Source organism: Bacteroides sp. BFG-606 (assembly GCF_024788145.1).
GTDB lineage: Bacteria > Bacteroidota > Bacteroidia > Bacteroidales > Bacteroidaceae > Bacteroides > Bacteroides vicugnae.
This window is the reverse complement of sequence record NZ_JANUIL010000001.1, coordinates 4,032,693-4,056,263: the sequence shown is the minus strand read 5'-3', so window position 1 is coordinate 4,056,263 and position 23,571 is coordinate 4,032,693. Positions and strand designations below refer to the sequence as shown.

Below are 23,571 nucleotides of genomic sequence, written 5' to 3'. Positions count from 1 at the left end.
TGATGGCATAACCTCGTAGGGCATCTAAAGCATAAGCACGTTTATTCATATATCTATGGATTGATTGTTTGAATATATTCTTTGCCAAAACGGTCGGTTACTTTAACCGTTATATGAGCATCTTTATTTTTAGGAGTTGCCCGAAACATATGTTGGGTAGGTCTTGGGGTAATCCATGTATATACCATCTTTTCCCGGTCCGAACATACTACTGATGCGTATGGATCTAAACCAGTATATCGTGTCATGTTTCCCATCAACTGACCGTCTTCCAGCCATTCCACTTTCCACAGTTTATCCCAGTTCCATACATTAGCAATAATATCTGACGGATGTTCCTTAGAAGCTCCTACAGGATAAGAACGAAATTGATGTTCTTTGGGATATCCGGAACTTTTGTAATACCATTTTACATCGTTATCATTTACTTCATATACGCCATAACCACGTGGAGTACCATCCAGACAAATATCCGCTTTCCACCACGTACCACAAACTGCAGCCGTATTATGTTCCATCAGATTCTCATCGAATACGACATTAAGATTGTAATGAGTATGTCCTGTGATAAGATGTGCTTTGTAGGGTTTCAACATCTGATGCAGTGCACCTGCGTTGACCATCTGATTACCAATCATATCATAGTTATACAAAAAAGCTTCTTGTTTTTCTGTTTGGCGGGAAGGGATATGCATAATGAAGAATACGAGTGCCCCTTTCGGTACGTATGATAAATCCTTATCAAGCCATGCAAATGTTTTCTCATCCAGATAACCCATATAGAAATAATCACGTCCGATAAAGAAATTATTGTCTACTACAATATAATGGGCATTTCCCTTATTAAAAGAATAGTAAGAAGGACCAAAAGTATCTTCAAAAGTCTTGTAGGAAGTTTCATGCGTGCGACCGTCATAATTCATATCATGATTGCCAACTACACGATAGATAGGTATATCCAGTTGATCGGCTCTTTTCAAATAATCGGGATATAATTCTTGATGATCGCCTACAATGTCTCCACAATCAATTCCAAAAACTTCTGTTGTTGCATAAGAAGAGAGAAGTTGTTTGCAATCGTCGACTACATGTTGATAAATAGCCAGTTCGTCTCTGGAAGTAACTTGTATATCAGATTGAGCTACAAAAACATGGGAAACATCATCTTTGGGATTCTTCTTCAGATTAAAATTATAGTTTTGCTTTTTAGAATAATCAATAGGTAGATAGAAAGAAGGGATAGTTCCTTTCCGGTCTGTCAGATAGCCTGAAGGAGTACAAATATATACAAAACGACTGTCTCCCAAAGTGGGGATACTATATTTCCCTGAAGCGTCGGTCTGCACACATATATGGCCGTCGGTAACCATTACTCCCCCCATTCCTTTACCTTCGCAGGTGACTTTACCTTTGATAATGTTGATAGAGGCTTCCGCCTGAACTGAAAGGTTCAGGCAGAAACACATTAAAAGAAATAAAAACAAGTGTAGTTTATTCGTTCTCATATTGAGGTATACTTTATAATTTTATCGAATGATTTCTTTTGCGTATTTTTTATAGATTTGGCGGGCTAGTTTTATTCCGTCACCGCCTTCGTTGTAGCTGATTCTGTTACTAGGATTTACCCATTCGTTTTCATAAATCCGTGATTGATTAAAGAATTCTTCTTCATCAAAATTCTTCTTCTTTTCAGCAGCCTCGATTACTTTATTTATAAAACGATCCCACCGAACAGAATAATATTGATTGGTTAGACCTGCCCATGATCGATTAGCATAGTCGGTCAGGTGATAGCTATCTCCCCAAATGGTAATCAGAGAACGGGCATTCATTTCATAATAGTTTTTAGAAGCGGTATCATGTCCCATATCACGAGCATCAGTGATCCATTTATGCAGTGAGAAAGTTGGATGACAGCTAACGAGTTTATCAAGGTCAGCAAGAATCTCTCTCATCTTATTCCCCCGGTTTTTCATCATCGGTATATCTCCCGCTTCATATGCAAGGGTGAACTCATCACGGACTACATTAAAATAATTCCCTAAAACTTGTCGTCCAATATTGACCAGATCAAACTCATAACTATCCCGTTGACAGTCTTTTACAGATAATAGCAATCTCCATGCTTCAACTAAATCTTTTGGTTGATATTCAATCGTTGGTTTGGTAGTCCAATGTCCATTTCCTTTCAAACAGGGGCGCGCATTGGTGAGTGTGCCTTGTCCCACTTGTGCTGGTTGGACGTACACTTTATTTGCTAGTATTTCCCATGCTTTTCTCGCTTCAGGAGATATCTTGCCAATTCGTCTGTCTGCCAGTTTAAAGAACCATTCTTTATCTGTCTGACCTCCATTCCATGCTTTGTCAAGAACAAATTCATACATAAACTGATTCAGGTCTATGCCTTCGAGAGTGGAACCTACTCCTTTAAGATTACTGCCGCCATTCTTTAAAGCATCTGCCAATCGTTCGCTCACCAAATTTACCGGACCTGACAGAAAGGAATTGCCACCAAAATTACCCAGATAACACCAAAGATAAGGTTGACCGAAATAACTGTCTGTCTGTTTCCAGATTTCTGTATATTCACAGAAATAGTCTAATAGAATCAACCTGTCTTGAGGCACAGAACGAAGATAGGATTTGATACGTGGAGTGGTCCAATGCTTGATGTCAGCATAAAACAGCCATGTCATCTGCAACCATACCGCTTCAGGATCTACAGCAGCTACAGATTCATAGATATGCTTAGCCATCATTCCCAAAGAATCGGCATCCCATGAAGGAGGATCTATTTCATTGAACGGATCGATGCCATAGATATGGTTTGTACCATATAAACGAGTCTGTTCGGTAAGATATTCTTTTTGTATGATCGCATACAAAGAATCCATGGGATTCAGGAAAGTACAACGATATTGATCGGCAAAACCTCCCCATTCGCTTACTCTGGTTGTTTTTATATTGGGATAAACCCGTTTCAATGCTGCCGGTACATGCCCGGCAAAAGCCAGCAATACAGGTCGCATATTAAATTCACGTTCACGGGCAACAATCTGTTCCTGCAACGCTGCCTGACTTGACAACCACTCTTTAGGTAAAGGACTTTGCCAGCCATCCAAGTTACACATTCGATGCCATGGAAGATGTGCAGGACCTGTAAAGTATCCCCGTATTTCTTCATCTGTCAATCCCAGTTTACTCCAGACTTTATACCAGATAGCTTCCTGACCGGTAATAGCAAGAGGCATATTGATTCCATTTAAAGCCATCCAGTCGATAAAATGTTCCCAATCACTCCATTTCCACCAAGTCATTGAATACCCGAACGTACAATAGTTTAGAAAGAAACGGGTCGGGACATTTGCCTTAATAGTGACTTCTGTTGATATGGAAGGGAGAGTTTTAGGTAATTCTATCGGATCATCCTTATACCATGAAATAGTGGTCAGACAGTAGTTTTTCAAATAATGATTCAAACCTACTGCCATAGAGTTAGCGTTATTTCCGGAAATAATAATTTTATTCCCTTCACTTTTGATGGTAAAAGTGTCTGCTGAAGTATTATTCAACAGACGGAAATCAAAAGATGAAGCATGTTGAGGAAACAACCGTTGTGTCATTTTATGCATGGTAGTGATATTAGCATCTTCCGCACGTATTTGGCAGACAACAACTAGAAAAAGGAGTATACTTAGTATTTTCTTCATAATCATATTATTGTTTGATAAAACGAATAGCACATCCACCGCTTGTTGCCAGTTTGACATGAAGTGTGTCAGAAGCTGTTACTATTTTCTCTTCATATTTGAAAGAAGTCGGATTCGTTTTCCATTCCGCATCGTCACCGTCAGCATATATTTGAGCAGTATACTTCGCGTCCGCATCCAAAAAGCTCAAAGGAACATCCAATTCTCTTGCATTTTCGTCTGTGATGCAGCCTACATACCAATCGCTGGTGTTACGGTCTTTCCGCGCAAACACGGAATAATCACCAATTTTGGCATCTACCACATAAGTTTTATCCCAGTCGGTAGGTACATCTTTAATGAAATCGAACGCTTTGATGCCTTTGTAGTTTTCTGGTAAATCCGAGGCCATTTGTAAGGGGCTGTAGATCACGACAAATAGCGCTAATTGCTTGCAAAGTGTAGTATTGACACGAGTTCCCGGATATGCCTCGTTAGTAAAGTTGAAAGTTCCGAATGTGAAGTCCATGGGCCCGGCTAATCCTCTAGTAAAAGGAATAACAGTTGTATGTTCCGGCGGATTTCCTCCATCGGGAGACCATGCATTGTGTTCCTGTCCGCGCACGCCTTCCTGGGTCATAAGATTAGGCCATGTGCGCTCAATACCGGTAGGCATAACAGGCTCGTGGTTGTCAATAGCTATTTGATATTTGGCAGCAGTTTCTATCACTTTCCGATAGTGACGTACACCATACTGACCGTCATGAGCTTCTTTAAAATCCATTAGGCGATTCACATATCCAGTTTTCACGGCATGCACTCCATATTGTTGATAGAAAGCGAAGGCTTTGTCCAATTGGTTCTCGTAGTTGCGGGTAGCAGCTGCTGTTTCATGATGTCCAATCAATTCTACGCCTTTCTCACGGGCATAATCAGTGATTGCCTTAATATCAAAATCCGGATAAGGTTTGGTGAAGTCTAAAGAATCCCCGTGTTTCATCCAGTTTCCTTCCCAGCCGACATTCCATCCTTCTACCAACACGCCGGAGATACCATTTTCTGATGCAAAGTCTATATATTTCTTTGTATTAGCAGTGGTAGCACTGTGTTTGGGACCATAATACCATGTTCCTTTACCCAAATGCATTTCCCACCATATACCGATGTATTTCCCTGGCTTTATCCAGGAAGTATTTTTGATTTTGGAGGGTTCGTTGAGATTCAACATCAAATAAGATGTAACCAGATCACCCGGTTTATCACCAATAACAACTGTTCTCCAAGGGGTAACAAATGGAGCTTTGATGTATGCTGCAACTCCATTAGACCAAGGAACTAATGAAGCGCAGAGTGTGGCAGAATCCTTGACTGTCAGATTCATTTTGGGATAATCTGTCAGGTTAGCTTCGTGAATGGCAAGATACTTTCCTTCTGCAGTTTCCATTGTTAGAGGAGTGCGTACAGTATCCAGTTCATTTATGGGAGAGAATGTTGCTATACATTCATAATATGGGTCGGATGCGGGAATCCACCAAGCTTTATGTATACGCGGCATTTTAAACTCTGTTGCTTCGCTCATAATAACTAATGAATCCATGGATTCCTGTTGCGGAAACTCATAACGATATCCGATACCATCATTAAAGAGACGGAATATTATATTAAGTTTACGTTTTTCTGCTACCTCTTGAAGTAGTACTTTCAATTCATTATAGTGGTTGCGTACATATCGACTCTCTCCCCAAGGTTGTTCCCAAGTTTCGTCCAAGGAGGAGCGTTCGGTGCCTTTAATTACAAAATGGTTTAAGCTATCTCCATGTTCCAGGATAAACCCTAGTTTAGAAGGGAGTATCACGGTTGCATTCTCTTTATTTACTGCGTATGATATTGTATTATCATTCTCTGTGACTGTTAGTTGTATCTTACCATCCGGGGATTTTAGTACCAGATTATCAGTTTGGCTACAAGCTGAAAGGAAGCTGGTGATTCCCACAATATAAAACACTTTTCTTAATGCAGTTAGTTGATTCATTTTCTTTCCTTTTTTATGTTTTTGCTTATTTAGGTTGCTGCATTTTACGGGTATATACATTACCGCAATGATCTGTAACTTCTACACGTATTTCGGAATCCTTCATTTCAGGAACCACATAAAACAAGTGTTCAGTAATGTCTGCTCCCAAATACTTATGCTTAAATGTAGAACTGTTTTTATCACAGTATTCATAAATAGCAGGGTCGTATCCGGAAAAACGAGTCATTTCTCCTCTGTCAATACCGTTTTCATACCATTTCACTTTCCAGGTTGGGTCGTAATTCCAAACATTTGCCACCACTGCTTCCTTTTTATTTCGACTGGCACCTACCGGATAAAGTTCAAATTGATAGTCCTTATCTTTTCCTACACATTTGTAATACCAGTTAACTTTACCTCCGTCAAACTCGTAGACGGCATATCCGCCCGGAGTTCCATCACAAGCCCAGGGAGCTTGCCAAAACAATGTTGACAAGGGGGCGTGCACGTGTTCGTAAAGATTGTCTGCCAACACATAATTTTCATTATAGTGTTCATGTCCTGACATGATATGAGCATTGTAAGGTTTTAGCAACTCATACAAATGAGAGCGGTTATTCATTACTTTCATAGTAGACTCCTTTCCCCATTCCTTTCGGCGTGCTTCTCTTGAATAGGTAGGGATATGTGTAGCAACTACTACTGTGGATCCCGGAGTAACTTGTTTCAAATCCTGTTCCAACCACTGGAGCTGTTGCTCGGTAAGATAACCAACATACAAATAGCTTTTTGCAATAAAGAAAATATCATCGAGAACAACATAATGCACATTTCCTCTATTGAATGAATAGTAAGTGGGACCATAATAAGATTTATAAGTAGTACGTGCATGTTCATTGGAACGTACATTTAAATCTAAGTCATGATTTCCAATTACATAGAAGAAGGGAATTTCCGTTTCGGCTATTGCATCTATCATGGGCGCAAAATAGCTGGGCTTTTTATTGATGTCACCAATAATATCTCCACACACTATTCCATACGCAGGGATTCCCTGATAGCTAGTTGCCAACAGCTCTTTCACATCTTTTGAGGCCTCCCGTACTTGTGGCATTTCTTCGTCAAAATACACTTGTGGGTCAGCCCATACAACCAAAACATGCTTTTGATTATTCGTAGATGATTGTGTCAGCTCAAAATCAAAATGTACTTTCTTTGAAGGTTGAGCAGGTACTTTTTGAAAGAATACAGGGATTTTACCTTTCATCGGAACGTCATAACCATCAGGAAGGGTAATATAGATGTATTCTGCATCAGAGGTACTTGTCATGGAGTATCGTCCTTTATTATCTGTAAGGACAATCTGCGTACCATCTGTCACAGGTACGTTAGCAACTCCCTTACCTCCAGACAGTACTTTCCCGTAATAGACTACGGGAGTAGTTTCAGCCTGTACACTAAAACAGGAAAAACTCCATTGGAACAGGCATAAAAGTAATAATAGTCTTAATTTCATTCTTTAATCCTTTCTATTTTAATCAAACGCGTAAGAGGCTTGTTTATTTTATATATTTGAGTTATCAACTGGTCTATTTCAGCCTGCCAGGCTTCACGTATCTGCGGAAACATGGCTTGAGTATAATTGGTATATAAATACTTCACCAGGTAATGACTCTCCCGTTCCGCTTTGGCAACATCAAGAGCAGCTTTATTATCTGCAAAAAGTAATCCTCTATGCTTAAAAAAGACATACTGCATAGCCATATATTGACGTAAACGTTTTTCTATAGCACACCTTTCTTCATTCAGATGCATGATAGACAGACTCTGTTGGTATTGGGGTGTACATGTTATTTCTGCCAGATTAACTCCTTTACTCAATTCGTCGCCACTCCAACAGCCAATTTCTATTCCATCAATAGTTACCCGGAAAATGCCATGCAAATCAGTTACTTTCATTATTTCCTGGTTCATTTCCTGCATAAAGGGAATTTGTCTGATAGCATCCCGAGCTGTGCCTTTCGTTCCCCAACGAGGAATCGTGTCGATAGGGAAAGGCAATGAACGGGATAAATATCTGAAAGATATTGTATCATTCTCATTCTTTATATGAGATATTCGGCAGTTTCGCTCTTCCATTGCTTTCCTGTTAGTGGCATTGATTTGGAAAGAAGCGATTTCCTGTCCTGCAAGTCCCTGTGCTTTCAGAAATAAGTACGCCATTACCATATGACCGTCTTTATCAGGATGAATCCGGTCACCGCCACAGAAAGTAGCTGTAGAATCAGATAGCTGAATCTGCTTATTCAACCCGCACATCACAGTATTGAAATTGACAAATCCCCATCCTCTCTTTTGGGCAACTTCTACCTGCATTTCAATAATTCGTTTGATCGTCTCATTCTTTCCGTGTAGAGCTTCTACTCCTTTCAATTTCACATTCTCATCATAGGGAGGAGAGCCTAGAAGTACTACGCTTTTTATTTTTTTGTCAGCAAGAATCTGCCGTTGCAGTTTTTCAAACTCTGTGTGAGCATACTCTACCTGCTGATTCGCATACTTATCATATCCGGGCTTATTATATCCGTCGAATCCGGAATCATTCATCCCGAAAGAACAGATCAGATAGGTCGGCTTTTTGATTTTAATATCTGAATCGAAACGATAAACCATGTGGCTCACACAATCACCACCGATTCCTCCATTATACATACGAAGAGGTAAATTGGGGAAGTGCGTCATGTAATACAGCCATATATAAGAATGATAATGCCCTCCTTCCGTTATACTATTTCCAAGAAAAACAATTCTGTCATTTGCTTTAAATGACGGAATTTGCTGCGCACTTACAGGAAACGATAAAATGCAACAGGTATATAATATAAATAGTATTTTCTTCATTACTAAACCTTTTTATTCAACCGGAGTAAGAATTGCTGCCCAACCGCCACCTTTAGCCATGGTGATGTTAATTAGTTCATCTTTTGAAACCATTACCTCTTCTGTTTTAAAATCCGAGGCGTAAACATCTGCATTCACACCGTCTTTGAAAATTTCCATTTTATATTTGGATGCTTCAAGAAAATCCAGTTTCACTTCAATGTTACGGGCATTCCAGTCTGTTAAACCTGCCAAATACCAATTCTTACCATTCTTGCGGGCAATAACTAATTGTTCTCCGATTTTAGCTTTTATAGCTTTAGTATCTTCCCAAATGGTAGGTATGCGGGAGATAAAAGAGGCAAATTCTGGAGCTTTATAATAATTTGAGGGAGAATCTGCTAACATTTGTAACGGGCTTTCATACACTACATATAAAGCTGCCTGATGGGCGCGTGTACCTAAACTGATCGGATGTACGAAATTGATGTAAAAGTCTTCCGCTGTTGCATTGTTTACTGCACCGGGAGTATAATCCATCGGACCGGCTACCATTCTTGTAAATGGAAGAATCAAGTCATGTACCGGATTAATATCTCTTGAATCCTTATCGTGCTCTAATCCCAGTACACCTTCAAAAGTCATCACATTGGGATATTTCTTCTGTAAACCGGAAGGTTTGAAAGATCCATGGAAATCAACGAGTAATTTACGGTCCATTGCGGCTTTTCCTACCCGTTCGTAGAAATTAACCATATATTGATCCGAACGTTGCATAAAATCTACTTTTATACCTTTGATTCCCCATTTTTCATAAACATCCAGAATTTCGTCCAATTCTTTATCAAGTGGGTTCCATAAAGTCCATAACACAAGACCAACATTTCTTTCCTTTCCATATCGTACCAGTTCCGGTATATCCAATCCGGGTATTGGCTCCTTAATATTCCAGGTTCCGGCTGACCAGCCTTCATCTAATAAAATATATTCAATTCCGTATTTTGAAGCGAAATCAATGAAATATTTATAGGTATCAGTATTCACACCTGCCTTAAAATCTACCCCGTATACGTTCAGTGTACTCCACCAATCCCAAGAAATCTTTCCGGGTTTTATCCAGTCTGTGTCTTGAGTAACAGATGGAGAGGCTAATTGATACACTAAGTTATTTTCAATTACTGCTTTGTCGTCTTCGTTAATCATTAATACACGCCAAGGGAAAGTTCTTGTTCCTTCAGTTTCAGCAATGTAAGAGGCTTTCTCCAATAATACTTCGTCACGGTCGGCACCTTCCTTTAAGGCACTTTTTAAAACTACAGGAGGAAATTCACCGGACAGCGTGTTATTACGATCACCTGTCAAAAATAGATTGGGATAATCGAAAAGATCGGATTCCATAATAACAACTTTCGTTCCTTTAGGGGTAGAGAGATAAATGGGTAGATAGCCTTTCATATCTTTAGTGAGCGAGGAGATGTTTAATTCATCAAAAATGGCTTCGCAGTGTGTGAGATATTCTTGATTCTTTTCTCTTGGCCAATATAGCTTACACCCTTCAGTCCAGTTCTGTTCGATGGTTTCAGTATTAATAATAACTTTAGGTTGCTTTAATGAAGTCTCAAAACGATAAGCGGCTCCATTGTTATATACTCTGAAGACTATTGCGTAGTTACCTTTACAAGTCAGAGTTAACTGGTTATATTGATCTTTGATAATTCTTTGTTTAAGTGGAATGACAGCTGTTTGCTCCGAATTTACTTTGAGTGTTTCAGCTTTTATTACTTTCGGATTTACTCCCGGTTGTTCAGTCTGCCCTTCAATATCCATCTGCATCAGACTGGGATTTAGTATACGTTCACCATTGTAATCAATACTCCAACTTAATAGTTTTCCGGCTGTTACCGTCACCTTGATTTTTCCATCCGGTGAACTTACAGTGTAGTTTTTGGCTTGAATTACCATGCATGTGCATAAAATAATGTGTAATAATATAAGTACTCGTTTCATTTTATATATTATATTTTATTGAATATTCGCTATTTAAAGACTCTCTGCTCGTTGAATTCCTTCCTTAATGGCTGCCCACTGATTGAATTCTATTACTTGCACAATGTCAAACACCATTAATCCTTCGGATTGGGAAAGACAGACATAAACAGCATCTGCTATATTGTCCTTATGATTTAAAGCATACAAAGTGCCATAGACTTTACATGCTCCATGAACAATGCGTTGTGCACGCGCTATACCATATTCTATGGATTCGGGATCGTTCAATCCAAATATTTTGGTTAAATAAGTTCCACATAGAAAGGTGTCTAACAATCCGGCAAAACCTGTATTTTTATATTCAGGTGAAGCCCAACTGTATTCTTTGGAAAAATCGTATTCGGTGGATGCCCAATTTTGTCCTTGCCCATAAATAGCATGAATCCATGAGGCAGCCCAATATTCTAATTGAATATCCGGTTTAATGTTTTTAATTTCTGTGCGCACCCGTTCTACAAAATTACGTATGACCATAGAGCGGAACTCCCACCATTTCTTATAATAAGTCCCTGTCCGTTTAGTGCCATCTGTATTCCAAATGAAAATATCATCTGGGAACCGATCTAATTGCTTTCCGATGTATTGTTCGAAAGCCGTTTTTGTTGCCTCCGAAAAATCACTTTCATCTCCCGGATAACGGCAATAGTCTAAGGCAAAACCATCAAAATTGTAATTTGTAACTAACTCTTTTATAAAATTCAGACAAAAGTCTTGTACTTCCGGTAAAACTGGGTTTAAAAAGGCGGAGACTTTTGTTTTATCGTCCTTAATATCTATCAAACCCTGATTTTTGGTATATTCCAAACAAGTTTTTCCATCCCATGTATCATCACGGTACGCCATACCATTTTTAGAAGAAGGTAGGCCTGCCGTAAATATAGTAGCAGAGACCGTAACTTTAAGTTCACGTTTATGAGCCTCATCAATGAAAAATTGAAGATAATCCCAATCTCTTTCGATATGTGTACCGGCAAGATCGGTCAATGGGGTTAAATAGGAACTTTTAAACAGGGCATCGCCTTGTACAGGACGCACATCGACTACAATTTTATTAAAACCTGTTGATCTGGCGAGATCAAGATAATATGTGATATTCTCTCTTTTTGGAGAAACGTTCAAAATTTGCTTCTGCATCAAACCAGAGCATTTTTTCTTTTTCAGGAGTTGGTTCTTCCGGAATGACAGGAGTGGGAGGATTTGGCTCGGGAAGCTCTGATTCTACAGTCTTTGTAGAACAACTACTAAGTGATAGAAGAAAAAAGAATAATAAAATGCTTGGAATGTATTTCATACTTTATTGTTTTTATTTCCCGACTTCAAGCTGGTATTTAGAAAAAAATACAGCCTGAAATCGAGAATAATAAGAAAGCTAAATAAAATAAACTTGTTATCCTAAAGATCTTTCGACCGTTATTTTAAAGCTACTGCCGTAGTTATAGCACGTTGGGCACCAGCACTTGGCTTTATCACCGGTTGACCGTTGACCAACATACAAGTTGAACCACCACCATCAAGATTCATAGCATCTACACAACCTAAGCTCTTCAGGACATTAGCCATCATAGCCATATTCATACCTTTTACACCTTCCGTTACACTGCGGCCTTCACAAACAAAAAATATCACCTTATTATTGGCTGTTACTCCGATAGCGGTTCTTGGATGATAACTTTCGGGAGCAACTCCACTTTCTTCATCAAAAAGTTCTTCAATAAAAGTATTTCTCACACTTCCGTCTTTCAACAGGATCGGTCCACCTCCAATCGCCGTTTCTGCATTTAATTTCACGCCTCTCGTCGGAAAATAAGCCGAAGGTGCAGGTTGAGGCTCATAACCGGACTTATTGGGAGAAGGTTGTTCATAGGTATATGTCACACCATCAGTTGTTGTATAAGCCCAATCTGTGGAGAAATAGCCATTCTTTGACAGCTGAAAGATACCTCGTGTAGGATAATAACTCTTTTGAGAACGTATTTCCTCCTGCGAGTTCACAGCTAAGACCTCTCCTCCACGGCATAGCAGACTGACAGACTTACCGGCTCCCATTACAAAATATCCACCATTCATAATTATCGGATATTTTTGTTGTTCTGCTTGCCAGATTTGATTGGGAGTCTTAGAGTATATCTGGTCTCCGATAGTTGCAAAATTTGCTTTTGACATATCCGCAACAGCAATAAAAGCTATGGCTTTCATGCCTTCCAGCTCTGACGGAGATTTGTATACACTTATGTATTCAGGTAATGTGCCAAACTCTGTTGTCTGTTTAACCCAACCTAATGTTGTCGGATCAGGATCCGGCATTACCACCTTTTCATTATCATCATCTGAACAACTTGTCGCAGACATGGCGGCAATCATGAAAAGAAGCCAATATTTTGATATATTTTTCATTATCATATCGATTTAATCGTAAATATTTATTTTTAGTTATCTCTGTGCTTCCGCACGTTCTATACCTTTTTGGATATCATCCCACAGATTCATTTCAATAACCTGTACTATGTCGAATATCATCAATCCTTCCGATTTCTCAAGACAAAGGCTTACTGCATCGGCTATATTGGTTTTATGATTTAAAGCATATATCGTTCCGAATACTTTGCAATCATTACCAACCAATCTCTGTGCACGGGCAATACCATACTCTATAGATTCCGGATCATCCATGCCGTAGATACGCTCTAAATACGTTCCACATAAGAAGGTATCCAGATAAGGTGCAAATCCTGATTCATTGTAGGCTTCCGATCCCCACGGATAATTTAATGAGAAATCAGATTTTGGACTGGCCCAATTCTGCCCTTGTCCATAAATACCATGAATCCAGGAAGCGGCCCAATACTCTAGTTCTACTTTATTATTGATAGAATGAATTTCTTTACGTACTTCTTTCACAAAACTAGTGATAACATTAGCCCGGAATGCCCACCATTCTTTATAATAAATACCAGGATTTTTCGTTCCATCGGCATTCCAAGTGAAAATATCGTCTGGAAAGTTCCGGACTTTTTTTCCTAAGTAATGTTCAAAAGCTTTACGACTGTCAGCAGAGAAGTCACTATCATCTCCTGGATATCGACAATAATCTAATGCATAAGCATCAACATCATAGTTTTTCACTATTTCACGAACAATACTTAAAGCAAATTTGCGGACATCTTTACGAACCGGATTTAAAAAAGCTCCTACTTTTTTCTTATCCTCTCTGATGTCAAGCATCTTTCCGTCAGGTGTATATTCCAAGCATGTTTTCCCATCCCAACGTGACTCATCATAGACCAGACCTTCGCGGGTAGCGGGATGTCCGGACGGAAACATTGCAGTGGAAACAGTGACTTTTAATCCTAACCGACGAGCTTCATTGATAAAATACTGCAGGTAATCCCAGTCACGATGAATTACTTTACCATTCACTGTTGTAAGTGGAGGTAGAATTTTACTTTTATACAGTACTTCCCCGTATATAGGTTTGACGTCTACTACTACTTGGTTGAATCCTACTGATTTGGCTTTTTCCAAATAGTAAGAAATAGAATCTTTAGAGGCAAAGCGTTCAAAATTAGCTTCTGCATCAAACCAAAGGTATTTAGGTTGTTCTTTGCCCCTGTTCCCGGCAAAGGAACAGGTAGCAAATAACAATAGAAAAAACGATATAATGCTTTTATTCAACATATTTCAATTCTATATAATTAGGAGTATGCCTATTTCTCGTATTTTGTAAGTTCATAACAACGAATACCTACACCATAACCGTAATAGAGATATAATGATTCTCCGTCATCACTTGGTGAACAAGTAGTCCAGATACAAGAGTTGGTAGTCCATGGCTCAATTGTTTCTGTGATAGGTAATGAATGATTACTAGACGGGTCTAGCAGATGCAGTCCAACCCAGCCCCAACCACAAGTTATGGTTGCTCCGTACCATCTGCCATTGAATGGAATACCTCTACCGGAAATAAGTACATGATTTCCCCAGCCAGCGTATCCTTTCTTATTCCACATGTCTATATATGGACCTGTGATGCTGCTAAATGCCCCTGCCGTATTTGCTTTATAACCGATTTCCGGTCCCATTACACCTCCGGCATTCACTGCGTCTATTACGTAAAATGGTGGGTTATCCGACACGTCGAGTACAGCCACAATCTGTCGCCAGTTACTATCATTACTGGGACGACCGGTAACCAAGGTTGAAGTGCCTGTATATGTACCATTCTCAAATTTGTAAACTGCATGTGTACCTACACCATCAGGTTTAGAATCATAAACATATCCCACTTTGTCAATATCACCGATTGCAGAAACTTTATTTGCTCCGGGAGTTACATTAGCAACCTTTTGTGGAGCTCCCTCAACAGTAGTCCATCTGTATAACCCTACATTTTTTACTACACCGATCAAATTACCGGCGTCATCATTGACTAACTGGCACAAAGAAGCGTCTATTCCTGTCACATTCAAAGTCTTATCTACTTTCTGCCCTGTATATTTATCATAGAAATTAAATTGGGTATCTATTATATAATTACCAAACACTGCACCGAAACCATCTTTGTCTTTATTAGATGGAGTGGGTACACTAATTTCCCATTTTTTGAAAAAATATTCAAAACCTTCTCCATCATTTACTTTTCCGCCATAAGTCCATTTTACGGTCCAGTCAGTGGTTGTGCCATCTTGCGCCTTCACTGTGTAATGTACATCTTTTGAAAAATCTTGAGGTACATCGGGGGTAGGTGTAACTGTTGCATATGGAGAGATAAAGAAAGAACAAGTAACTCCATTGAGTTTGCTCAAATCTAAGTCCGGAGTGATCTTAAATTCAATAATGTTACCATCCTTAACGGTACCCTGTTTATAATTACCCTCGCCCAATCTAACTTTGAATCCGGTTATATCAGTGTCAGAGTATAATGTTGGATCATCCGAGCATGCGGAAAATACAACCATTGTTGCCATGACAGCAACTTGAAGCCAATTATGATATTTTATTTTCATAACATCTACTTTTTTAGTTATTTGGGTGTTTAGCAATCAAAGTATACTCCTTTTGCGTTCCATCACCTGCTACAATAGTTAGTTTAAATGGAGTAGATAAATCTTTAGCACCAGTCAATGAAGGATAAGCAAATGCTGCTACAGGCAAATTGGCTGTTACATATAATTCGCTCAATTTCACTTTTGCCGGAAGTTCGAAAGTTATATTTCCATTCTCTGATATGAGCCCATCATAAGTAGTACCATCCTCCGGAGAATTAGCACGAACCATAATGGATATGATATCACAATCAGAATGATAATGGATATCATCATGCTTTTCACAAGAAGAAAAGGAAAAGCTAAATGCTATCATTAATATGATGTATGTAATTACTTTGAAATTTTTCATAACTATAATAATCTTTTAATATTACCAAGGAGCATTATTCTCACATAACGGATTATTCTGTAATTCATCTACAGGAATAGGTAGCAAGTAATAGCGTTCTGGAAAGAAGCGGTTTATATTGTCGTCACATGACACTTGTTCATAAGTATAAGAATTATCATCTTTTTTGGTTATTTTTGTTCCATGTGCCTGTTTTCCATCAATAACTTCGCCAGCCAAACGCCATCTGCGTAAATCCCAATAACGGAATCCTTCAAAGGCCAATTCACAAATACGTTCCTTACGTAATAGTTTCATAAATGAGTCTTTATCCGGTGCTTCTTGTGTTGTACGTTCCGGTAGGTCAACACGTCTTCTTACTTCATTGAGAGCTTCCAAGGCATCATCCTGATTTTTAGCATAATCCTGTTCTGCCAGAGCTTCAGCCAGATTTAACAAAACCTCCGCATAACGCATTTCAATCCAAAACTGATCGCTTCCCTTATCATCAAATTCGGTATTGTTTTCTTGTAGATATTTTCTGATGAAATATCCGGTAACAGTTTGTTTTTCTCCCGGATTCATGTTATCTCTGTAAGCTGCAAAACCGTTTTCTGCGTCTACATAGGTATAAATAGTCTTTTCTTTCCAAGTAGCCCCATTATATATAATGGATGCATAGAAACGAGGTTCACGACCTACATAAGGATCTTTGGCCATGGAGCCGCTCCACGAGAAAGGAGTTCCGTCAGCCATATCATAAGAATCAGCCAGCTCACTTGTCGGGACAGCTCTTCTTATCCCTTGTTTACCGTCAGGAGCAAAATAGCGATCGAAATAATGGGGCATATCCGGAATTTTGTATGCTATGGAGAAAATAATTTCTTTATTACCTGCCACTTTAAATACATCTTTATATTCATCCATTAAATCATACTTATTGAGCTTTTTAATCTCATCAGCAGCGGTAATAGCAATATCCCAACGTTTTGCAAAGAGTGCTGTACGACACATATAGGCATACGCTGCTCCTTTAGTCAAACGCCCATCCCATTTGCTGTCCCATTCTTCCGGAAGGTGTTTGGCTGCGAATTCCAAATCCTTCAGAACAAAATCCCATGATTCGGCTTCAGTTGCTCTTGCTTTTGCTTTTTCCCCTTCTGAATCAACTCCATTTGTTTCGTCACGAAGAATAACTCCTCCGAAAATTCTTATCATACGTGCATAATTCACAGCGCGAATAAAACGAATTTCAGCAATACGAGTATTGAGAAAATCTTCACTAAACTTACTTCCATAGATGCCAGCATCACGCAGAAATACATTTTCTCTAAATATGTCGGTATAAAGTCCCCACGATGACATCGGATTATTATCTGATGTTATTGTGTTTTGCTGCAATAGAATCTTGTTATGAGCACTCCATGTTTGTGGAACTCCATTTCCATACTTAACTAAATCTGTATATCCATCGGTTAAGGATAAAGAAGAAAAGTTGGATAAGCCATTGAGAGGCTTATATAAGTAAGTCACATACATATCTAAAGAAGATTCCGAGCTCCAGGCTACTGTTTCTGAATATGAGTCTGTAGGATCTTTCTCCAACAAATCATGGCACGAGGTTAGAAACTGTGACGTAAACATCAGCCCTATCCCTAATAGATATAATCTTTTTATTTTCATAATTATTGATTTAATTAGAATGTGATATTTAATCCAACACTATAATTCTTTTGTTGGGGATAATAACCATTATTTATAATAGCCATTTCAGGGTCGCAATATTTAAATTCTGTGAAAGTAAACAGATTGGTGCCTGCTACATATACACGAACGTTAGATAGTCCAATATTGGCTTTCGCAAGTATTTTTTTAGGAATTGTGTAACCAAACTGTAAATTCTTCAAACGCAGGAAATTACCATTTACTAACCACCAGGAAGAGGTATATGCATTATTTCCGTTATGAATGGCACTTAATCTGGGATAACGGGCGCTAGTATTTTCCGGTGTCCATGAATCTTCTACCAGATAATAAGGAGCATTTCCTCCCGAGTAGAATGGTCGTGTATAGACCGTATTGTCCATTGAACCATGATTATAAGTACCATTCAACGTATAACTAACAATAGCAGCTCCTTGCCATAATGCACTCAAATTGAACCCTTTCCAGTTGAAGTCCATAGACAGAGAGTAGTTTAACTCTGGCAAAGTGCTGTGACCGATTTTAACTTTATCCCCATCCTGCGTAATTTTACCATCTCCATTGATATCCTCATACATGATATCACCTAAACGTTGAACTCCATTACCAACAAAAGGACGGTTATCCAATTGCTCTTGTGTTTGATATAAGCCTATAGCTTTATAGCCATAAATTTGTCCTAAAGGTTCACCTATGTTTGTCCGGTACCAAGGAGTACTTTCACTTTCAATCCGCGACAGAACTTTATTTCTAGCCCACGCTACACTACCGGTTATACTATAGTAAAAATCATTAACGTGGTTTTGGTGCTTCAATACCAATTCAAAACCGCGATTGTCGATCTTACCCGTATTTCCTTTTTGAGCATAATTTCCACCTAATGAAGGAGGGAAACCACCACTCCGGCTTTCTTGTATATCTTTTGTCAGCTTATAAAATAAATCGAATTCTACTCCCAATAATCCATTCCACATTGTCAGGTCAGCACCAATATTGTAACTGCGGGTAGTAGACCAGGTTAAGCTGGAAGTAATAGAGTTGGATGCACCTAATCCTGCATAAGGAACTCCTCCGAATATGTAGGCATTCTTCTCTACGTTAAAAATACTTCTATGTAAAAAAGCATCTGTATTATCACTTCCTAATTCACCGACAGAAGCACGCAGTTTTAATAGGTTGATAGAAGAAAAATTGTTTTTTATGAAATTTTCTTCAGAGATTACCCATCCCAAAGATACAGAAGGGAAGAATCCCCATCTTCTATCTTTTGCGAATTTATAGGATCCATCTACACGGAAAGCAAATTCAGCAAGGTATCTTTTATCGAAAATATAATTGAAACGTCCTACATAACCAATGGTAGCTTTATCGCTGTGACTACCTGTAGGATTGGATATAAATTCAGTACCTAATGAAAGATCAACCGGATCATTAAAATTATAACCACCCATCTTTCCTGTCATTGTAGAACCTTTCAATTGCGTCTGTTCATATAAGAAAAGGGCTGAAACTGCATGCTTGCCAAAGGTATTAGCATACTCCACACTTGGGCGGACCATAAATCTTCTGAAAGAAGATGCGGATTTTGTGTAATTACCTTTCTCGCTTGTAGAAGAGGCACGCATTAAATTATATGATTTAGAATCTGCACTATAAGCATTAACATTGTATCCTACCAAGAAACCGTTATCTTCCGAATAACTAGTATCATAAACTAAACCTAGAGAAGCTTTCAACCCTTTTATCCAAGGAAAGGCATAACTGATTTTCATTGTACCATCAAACTCATGTCTTTGGTTTTTCTGAAATCCGCTATTCCTTAAAGTAGCGAGTGGACTCTGTGTGTTGGAACTACCGGGACCAATCCAAGCTGTATATTCTCCTTGATAATAAATAGGAATAATAGGGGCTGAATAAACAGCCTGCTGAATGGGGTTTTGTTCAGCCTGTGCGCTTGTACTAATTCCGGGCCAGTTCTTTTCTTCATAAAAGCCAGAAATATTAAGTTCGAACGTTAAATCTTTGGTAATATTACCTTCTACGTTAGAACGGACATTGTAACGATCATAATTCACATTTTCGATGATGCCGGATTGATCCAACATACCTATACTGGTGAAGAAACGGATATTCTTGTTACCACCGGAAGCAGAAATATTATGTTGATGTGTGAAGCCATAATCCTTAAAAACTTCTTTCGTCCAGTTTGTATTTCCATATTTACCTTCCGGATCATAGTTATTAGCCACTTTCGTCTGAATATCAGCTCCATAATATGGTCCGTTGCCATCAAGTTCACTCGCCTTATTATACCAATAAATATAGTCAGGACCATTTAGCATTTCAGGCATAGCTGTATTTTTCTGGAAAGTAACAGAACCGTCATACGAAAGGGTTACCTTACCTTCAGTACCTTTCTTGGTCGTTACCAGGATCACTCCATTTGCCGCTGCCAAACCATAAACAGATGCTGTAGCTGCATCTTTCAAAATAGATATGTTTTCTACATCATTAGGATTCACTGTATTCAACATACGTTCAACACCATCCACTAATATCAGGGGACTAGAATCTAAAAAAGTACCTAAACCACGGATGTTGATAGATGTCTGGTCGTTTCCGGGAAGACCGGAACGTTGAACACTCGTTACCCCCGGTAACTTACCTGTCATCATATTGGAAAGGTTCGCTTGAGGAGCCATCATCAACTCTTTAGAGCCTACTTGAGAAACGGAACCTATTAAGAATTTCTTTTTTTGAGTTCCGTACCCTACCACCACAACTTCATCCAATGCTTGTGCATCTTCTTGTAGTCTAATAGTAATTTCTGAACGACCATGTAAAGCAACCTCTTGAGTCTGGTACCCAACAAAGGAAACGACTAGAGTTGATTTTAAGTCCTGTACATTTAGGCTAAACTGTCCGTCAATATTGGTAATAGTACCGTTGGACGAATTCCCTTTTACACTAACAGTAGCACCGACAAGCGGCTCATTGTTTGAGTCATACACTGTCCCTTTCACGTTCGTGTTTTTTTGAGCATGAACGTTTAAGAAAGAAAGCGAACAGATGAATAAGGCTATAAACCTTATACTCCATGTGATTTGTTTCTCCATATTAAATATTAATGTTAATAAAACAAGATAGTTATTTATAATTCATCAAATCTTCTAATGTTTTCCAGCACTGATACAGCCCTCTTGGCACATGGAAACATCCTTTCCATTTTCCACCTTTGAGTGGTAGTAACACTTCTCCTCTTCGGTTCAAGTAGCCATACCATTCAAGATATTCTTTATCCTTGAAATGCTCCCAAGTGTAGTCATGTACCTTTTCAAACCATTCCAGACACCGTTTATCTCCGGTCAGTTGATAGCCTTTCAGCAAAGAAATAAGTGTCTCGATATGCACCCACCAGAGCTTCTGATCCCATTCCAGTTGTTGAGGAGGACAACCGTTACGATCCATAAAATAGTAGATCCCCCCATATTGCTTGTCCCAGCCATAATTAAGCATCGTGAGAGTAGTCTCTTTGGCTTTCTCTATCAATTCAGGACGATTCAGGCGCTTGCCCAGATCCATGATAAACCACATAGCTTCAATGGCATGCCCCGGAGTCACCTGACGGCCTTCAAAACAATCGACCAGATTACCGTCAATGTCCACGTTTTCAACAATGATACCTCCGAGTTCGGGACGATAGAAAACTTCCATCACTTCATGAATACAAGTATCCATTGTTTCCCGCAGATACGTTTCATCCAATAAATGCTCTATCTCCAGTGCCAGGTTACAGAGGATCATTGGCAAGGCAAAGTTCTTCAGATTACGGGTACCCGGATGAAGCTTATTCCATTTCCCTTTCGGATTATCTACTTTGGAAAGAATAATGTCGAAAGTTTTCTTGGCAATATCCGCATATTCCTGATTACCGGTTGCAAGACTCAACTGTCCGAAAGCCATGGTGGCGAATGTATACGAGAATATATTATACGGTTCTACCAATGGTCTACCCGAACGATCAAGGGAAAAATACCAGTTATAGTTACCATCATGTCCGTATTTTTTTTAAAAATCCACCACCTTGAACAGCACAATCCAGCCATTCTTTGCGTTTTTCCACTTTATTGTAAAGCATGGAGAACATCCACACTTCACGACATTGCAGCCAGATGAACTTATCCGTATCGAACACTTTTCCTTCACGGTCCAGACAGGTGAAGTAACCACCATACTCGTGGTCTTGGGAGTGTTCGAGCCAGAAAGGGAGGACACTGTCCAGAAGTTCATTCTTGTACAGACTTGCCAGTTTTTCGAAATCCATACTATTATTTCCATTATAGATTGGTATGGGCAATTCAGCAGTGAAAGAAATGTCCGCTGAATGACCAATGTTGTTCTTACTATCCATATTTATAAGATGTTAGTTTATTGTTACTAAGGTCTGTTTTATATTTATTCCGAACGGGTCCAATATCTTTCAATCTCCTCCAGTGACTTCCCGGTAGTCTCCGGCACGAGTTTCCAGACAATCAGCATATACGGCACGCACATGAGGGCGAACAGGAAGAATGTTCCGGCGGGGGTAAGGTTCTGGAGCATCCAGGGGGTCAACTGTCCAATCAGGTACGTTCCGATCCAGAGAGCGAATCCTGCTATCGACATGGCCAGTCCGCGAACCTTGGTGGGATACATCTCCGAGAGGAGCACGAATACCACAGCGCAGATAGACACGGCACAACAGAATACATAGAACAGGAAGAAAATAAGCAGGAAGAGGCTGGATACTCCCAGGGAATCTCCGAAGAGGAAGTACAGGCCGATGAGAATCAGAGAAACAACCATTCCCGAAACTCCGTAATAAACCAGTTTCTTGCGGCCTACCTTATCAATGATGACAAGAGCCAGAACAGTGGTCAGGGTGTTGACTAGTCCTACCAGAACTTGGTAAAAAAGAGAATCTCCACCTGAAAGTCCTGCATTTTCAAAAATAGAAGGGCCGTAATAAAGCACTGCATTCACTCCCATAAATTGCCCTAAAATAGCAATACAAACACCGATAATAACAGCTTTGAAGATTCCGGGCTTCATTAATAGCGACCATTCCGATCTCGTTTCAGAGGTCAGTACAGATTTCGTTTCTTTTAATTGACTTTTCGCTTCTGTAATTGAATTGTATATTCTTTCCAGTATATTCACAGCTTTTAAATCTTTACCACGTACGATTAACCAACGAGGGCTTTCCGGAATAAAGAATATGATAATGAAAAATAAGATTGCGGGCAATGTTTCCATCCCTAACATACCTCTCCAAACTTCAGTAATAAATACTTTATTCAACCAGTCTACACTTAATTGAGTTCCACTCTCTGCCCATGCCAATAATTGATAATTAATCAAATAGGCCCCTAAGAAACCTACCGTTACAGCTAATTGATATAGCGATACCAAACGCCCTCTATACTGTGCCACAGATACTTCAGATATATAAAGAGGAGAAACGATGGAAACAACCCCTATCCCTACTCCACCCATAATCCGATAGATCACTAACTGAGAAAAATCGGCACATAGAGCACATCCTAAGGCTGATGTAGAAAACAATACGGCTGAAATAACCATCGTAAGTTTTCTTCCTAACTTATCACTTAAGATTCCCGCAAAAAGAACACCCACAATAGAGCCGACTAAAGCACATCCTACATACCATCCCTGTTGCAATGTATCTAATTGAAATAGTTGAGTTACCTGGGCAATTGTTCCCGATATAACTGCAGTATCATATCCGAACAAAAAGCCTCCCAATGCTGCCACGACAGAAAGGAATATAAGATAACCAAAATTGATTGTAGACTTCACCAT

Annotated in this window: 15 protein-coding genes and 1 pseudogene; all 16 read right to left on the bottom strand. The window is 39.2% G+C overall.

All coding sequences use genetic code 11. The features are described from left to right. Positions 1–53: 53 nt before the first annotated feature. The 16 genes and pseudogenes from NXV01_RS15160 to NXV01_RS15085 all read right to left on the bottom strand — a co-directional run bounded on the left by NXV01_RS15160 (position 54) and on the right by NXV01_RS15085 (position 23,568). Positions 54–1,505: a calcineurin-like phosphoesterase family protein gene (locus tag NXV01_RS15160; protein WP_148367925.1), complete on the bottom strand. Its 1,452-nt coding sequence runs from the start codon at positions 1,503–1,505 to the stop codon at positions 54–56. A gap of 21 nt (positions 1,506–1,526) precedes the next feature. Next, positions 1,527–3,710 carry an alpha-N-acetylglucosaminidase gene (locus NXV01_RS15155; protein WP_259022800.1) on the bottom strand — a complete coding sequence of 728 codons (2,184 nt, stop codon included), beginning with the start codon at positions 3,708–3,710 and terminating at the stop codon, positions 1,527–1,529. Positions 3,711–3,717: 7 nt separating this feature from the next. Then, complete coding sequence (locus NXV01_RS15150) at positions 3,718–5,721, bottom strand: glycoside hydrolase family 97 protein (RefSeq protein ID WP_259022799.1); 2,004 nt, start codon at positions 5,719–5,721, stop codon at positions 3,718–3,720. A gap of 25 nt (positions 5,722–5,746) precedes the next feature. Next, a complete protein-coding gene (locus NXV01_RS15145) occupies positions 5,747–7,219 on the bottom strand; it encodes a calcineurin-like phosphoesterase family protein (protein ID WP_259022798.1) in 1,473 nt (490 codons plus the stop codon). Then, positions 7,216–8,604 carry an SGNH/GDSL hydrolase family protein gene (locus NXV01_RS15140; protein WP_259022797.1) on the bottom strand — a complete coding sequence of 463 codons (1,389 nt, stop codon included), beginning with the start codon at positions 8,602–8,604 and terminating at the stop codon, positions 7,216–7,218. The genes NXV01_RS15145 and NXV01_RS15140 overlap by 4 nt, the downstream gene beginning before the upstream one ends. A 12-nt stretch (positions 8,605–8,616) precedes the next feature. Then, on the bottom strand, positions 8,617–10,590 hold the full coding sequence (locus NXV01_RS15135) for a glycoside hydrolase family 97 protein (protein WP_309569305.1): 1,974 nt from the start codon (positions 10,588–10,590) through the stop codon (positions 8,617–8,619). 33 nt (positions 10,591–10,623) lie between these two features. Further along, a complete protein-coding gene (locus tag NXV01_RS15130; RefSeq protein WP_259022795.1) occupies positions 10,624–11,766 on the bottom strand; it encodes a family 10 glycosylhydrolase in 1,143 nt (380 codons plus the stop codon). Beyond that, positions 11,708–11,923 (bottom strand): hypothetical protein, encoded by a 216-nt coding sequence (locus tag NXV01_RS15125; protein ID WP_259022793.1) that lies wholly within the window; start codon positions 11,921–11,923, stop codon positions 11,708–11,710. Before NXV01_RS15125 ends, NXV01_RS15130 begins: the two co-directional genes overlap by 59 nt. Positions 11,924–12,042: 119 nt before the next feature. After that, positions 12,043–13,026: a phosphodiester glycosidase family protein gene (locus NXV01_RS15120; protein ID WP_234133908.1), complete on the bottom strand. Its 984-nt coding sequence runs from the start codon at positions 13,024–13,026 to the stop codon at positions 12,043–12,045. Between the two features lie 36 nt (positions 13,027–13,062). Continuing rightward, on the bottom strand, positions 13,063–14,307 hold the full coding sequence (locus NXV01_RS15115; RefSeq protein ID WP_148367918.1) for an alpha amylase family protein: 1,245 nt from the start codon (positions 14,305–14,307) through the stop codon (positions 13,063–13,065). A 29-nt stretch (positions 14,308–14,336) separates the two neighbouring features. Continuing rightward, positions 14,337–15,635 carry a DUF5018 domain-containing protein gene (locus tag NXV01_RS15110; RefSeq protein ID WP_259022790.1) on the bottom strand — a complete coding sequence of 433 codons (1,299 nt, stop codon included), beginning with the start codon at positions 15,633–15,635 and terminating at the stop codon, positions 14,337–14,339. A gap of 13 nt (positions 15,636–15,648) precedes the next feature. After that, the gene (locus NXV01_RS15105; protein ID WP_259022787.1) at positions 15,649–15,990 is read right to left on the bottom strand and encodes a hypothetical protein; all 342 of its coding nucleotides are present in this window, start codon (positions 15,988–15,990) and stop codon (positions 15,649–15,651) included. Between the two features lie 57 nt (positions 15,991–16,047). Beyond that, positions 16,048–17,688: a RagB/SusD family nutrient uptake outer membrane protein gene (locus tag NXV01_RS15100; protein WP_148367915.1), complete on the bottom strand. Its 1,641-nt coding sequence runs from the start codon at positions 17,686–17,688 to the stop codon at positions 16,048–16,050. 14 nt (positions 17,689–17,702) lie between these two features. Beyond that, positions 17,703–20,825: a TonB-dependent receptor gene (locus NXV01_RS15095; protein ID WP_234133906.1), complete on the bottom strand. Its 3,123-nt coding sequence runs from the start codon at positions 20,823–20,825 to the stop codon at positions 17,703–17,705. A gap of 31 nt (positions 20,826–20,856) precedes the next feature. Beyond that, positions 20,857–22,033 (bottom strand): annotated as a pseudogene (locus tag NXV01_RS15090) (AGE family epimerase/isomerase). A 131-nt stretch (positions 22,034–22,164) separates the two neighbouring features. Further along, entirely contained in the window at positions 22,165–23,568 is a 1,404-nt protein-coding gene (locus tag NXV01_RS15085; RefSeq protein ID WP_259023454.1) for a sugar porter family MFS transporter, read from the bottom strand. Positions 23,569–23,571: the final 3 nt, after the last annotated feature.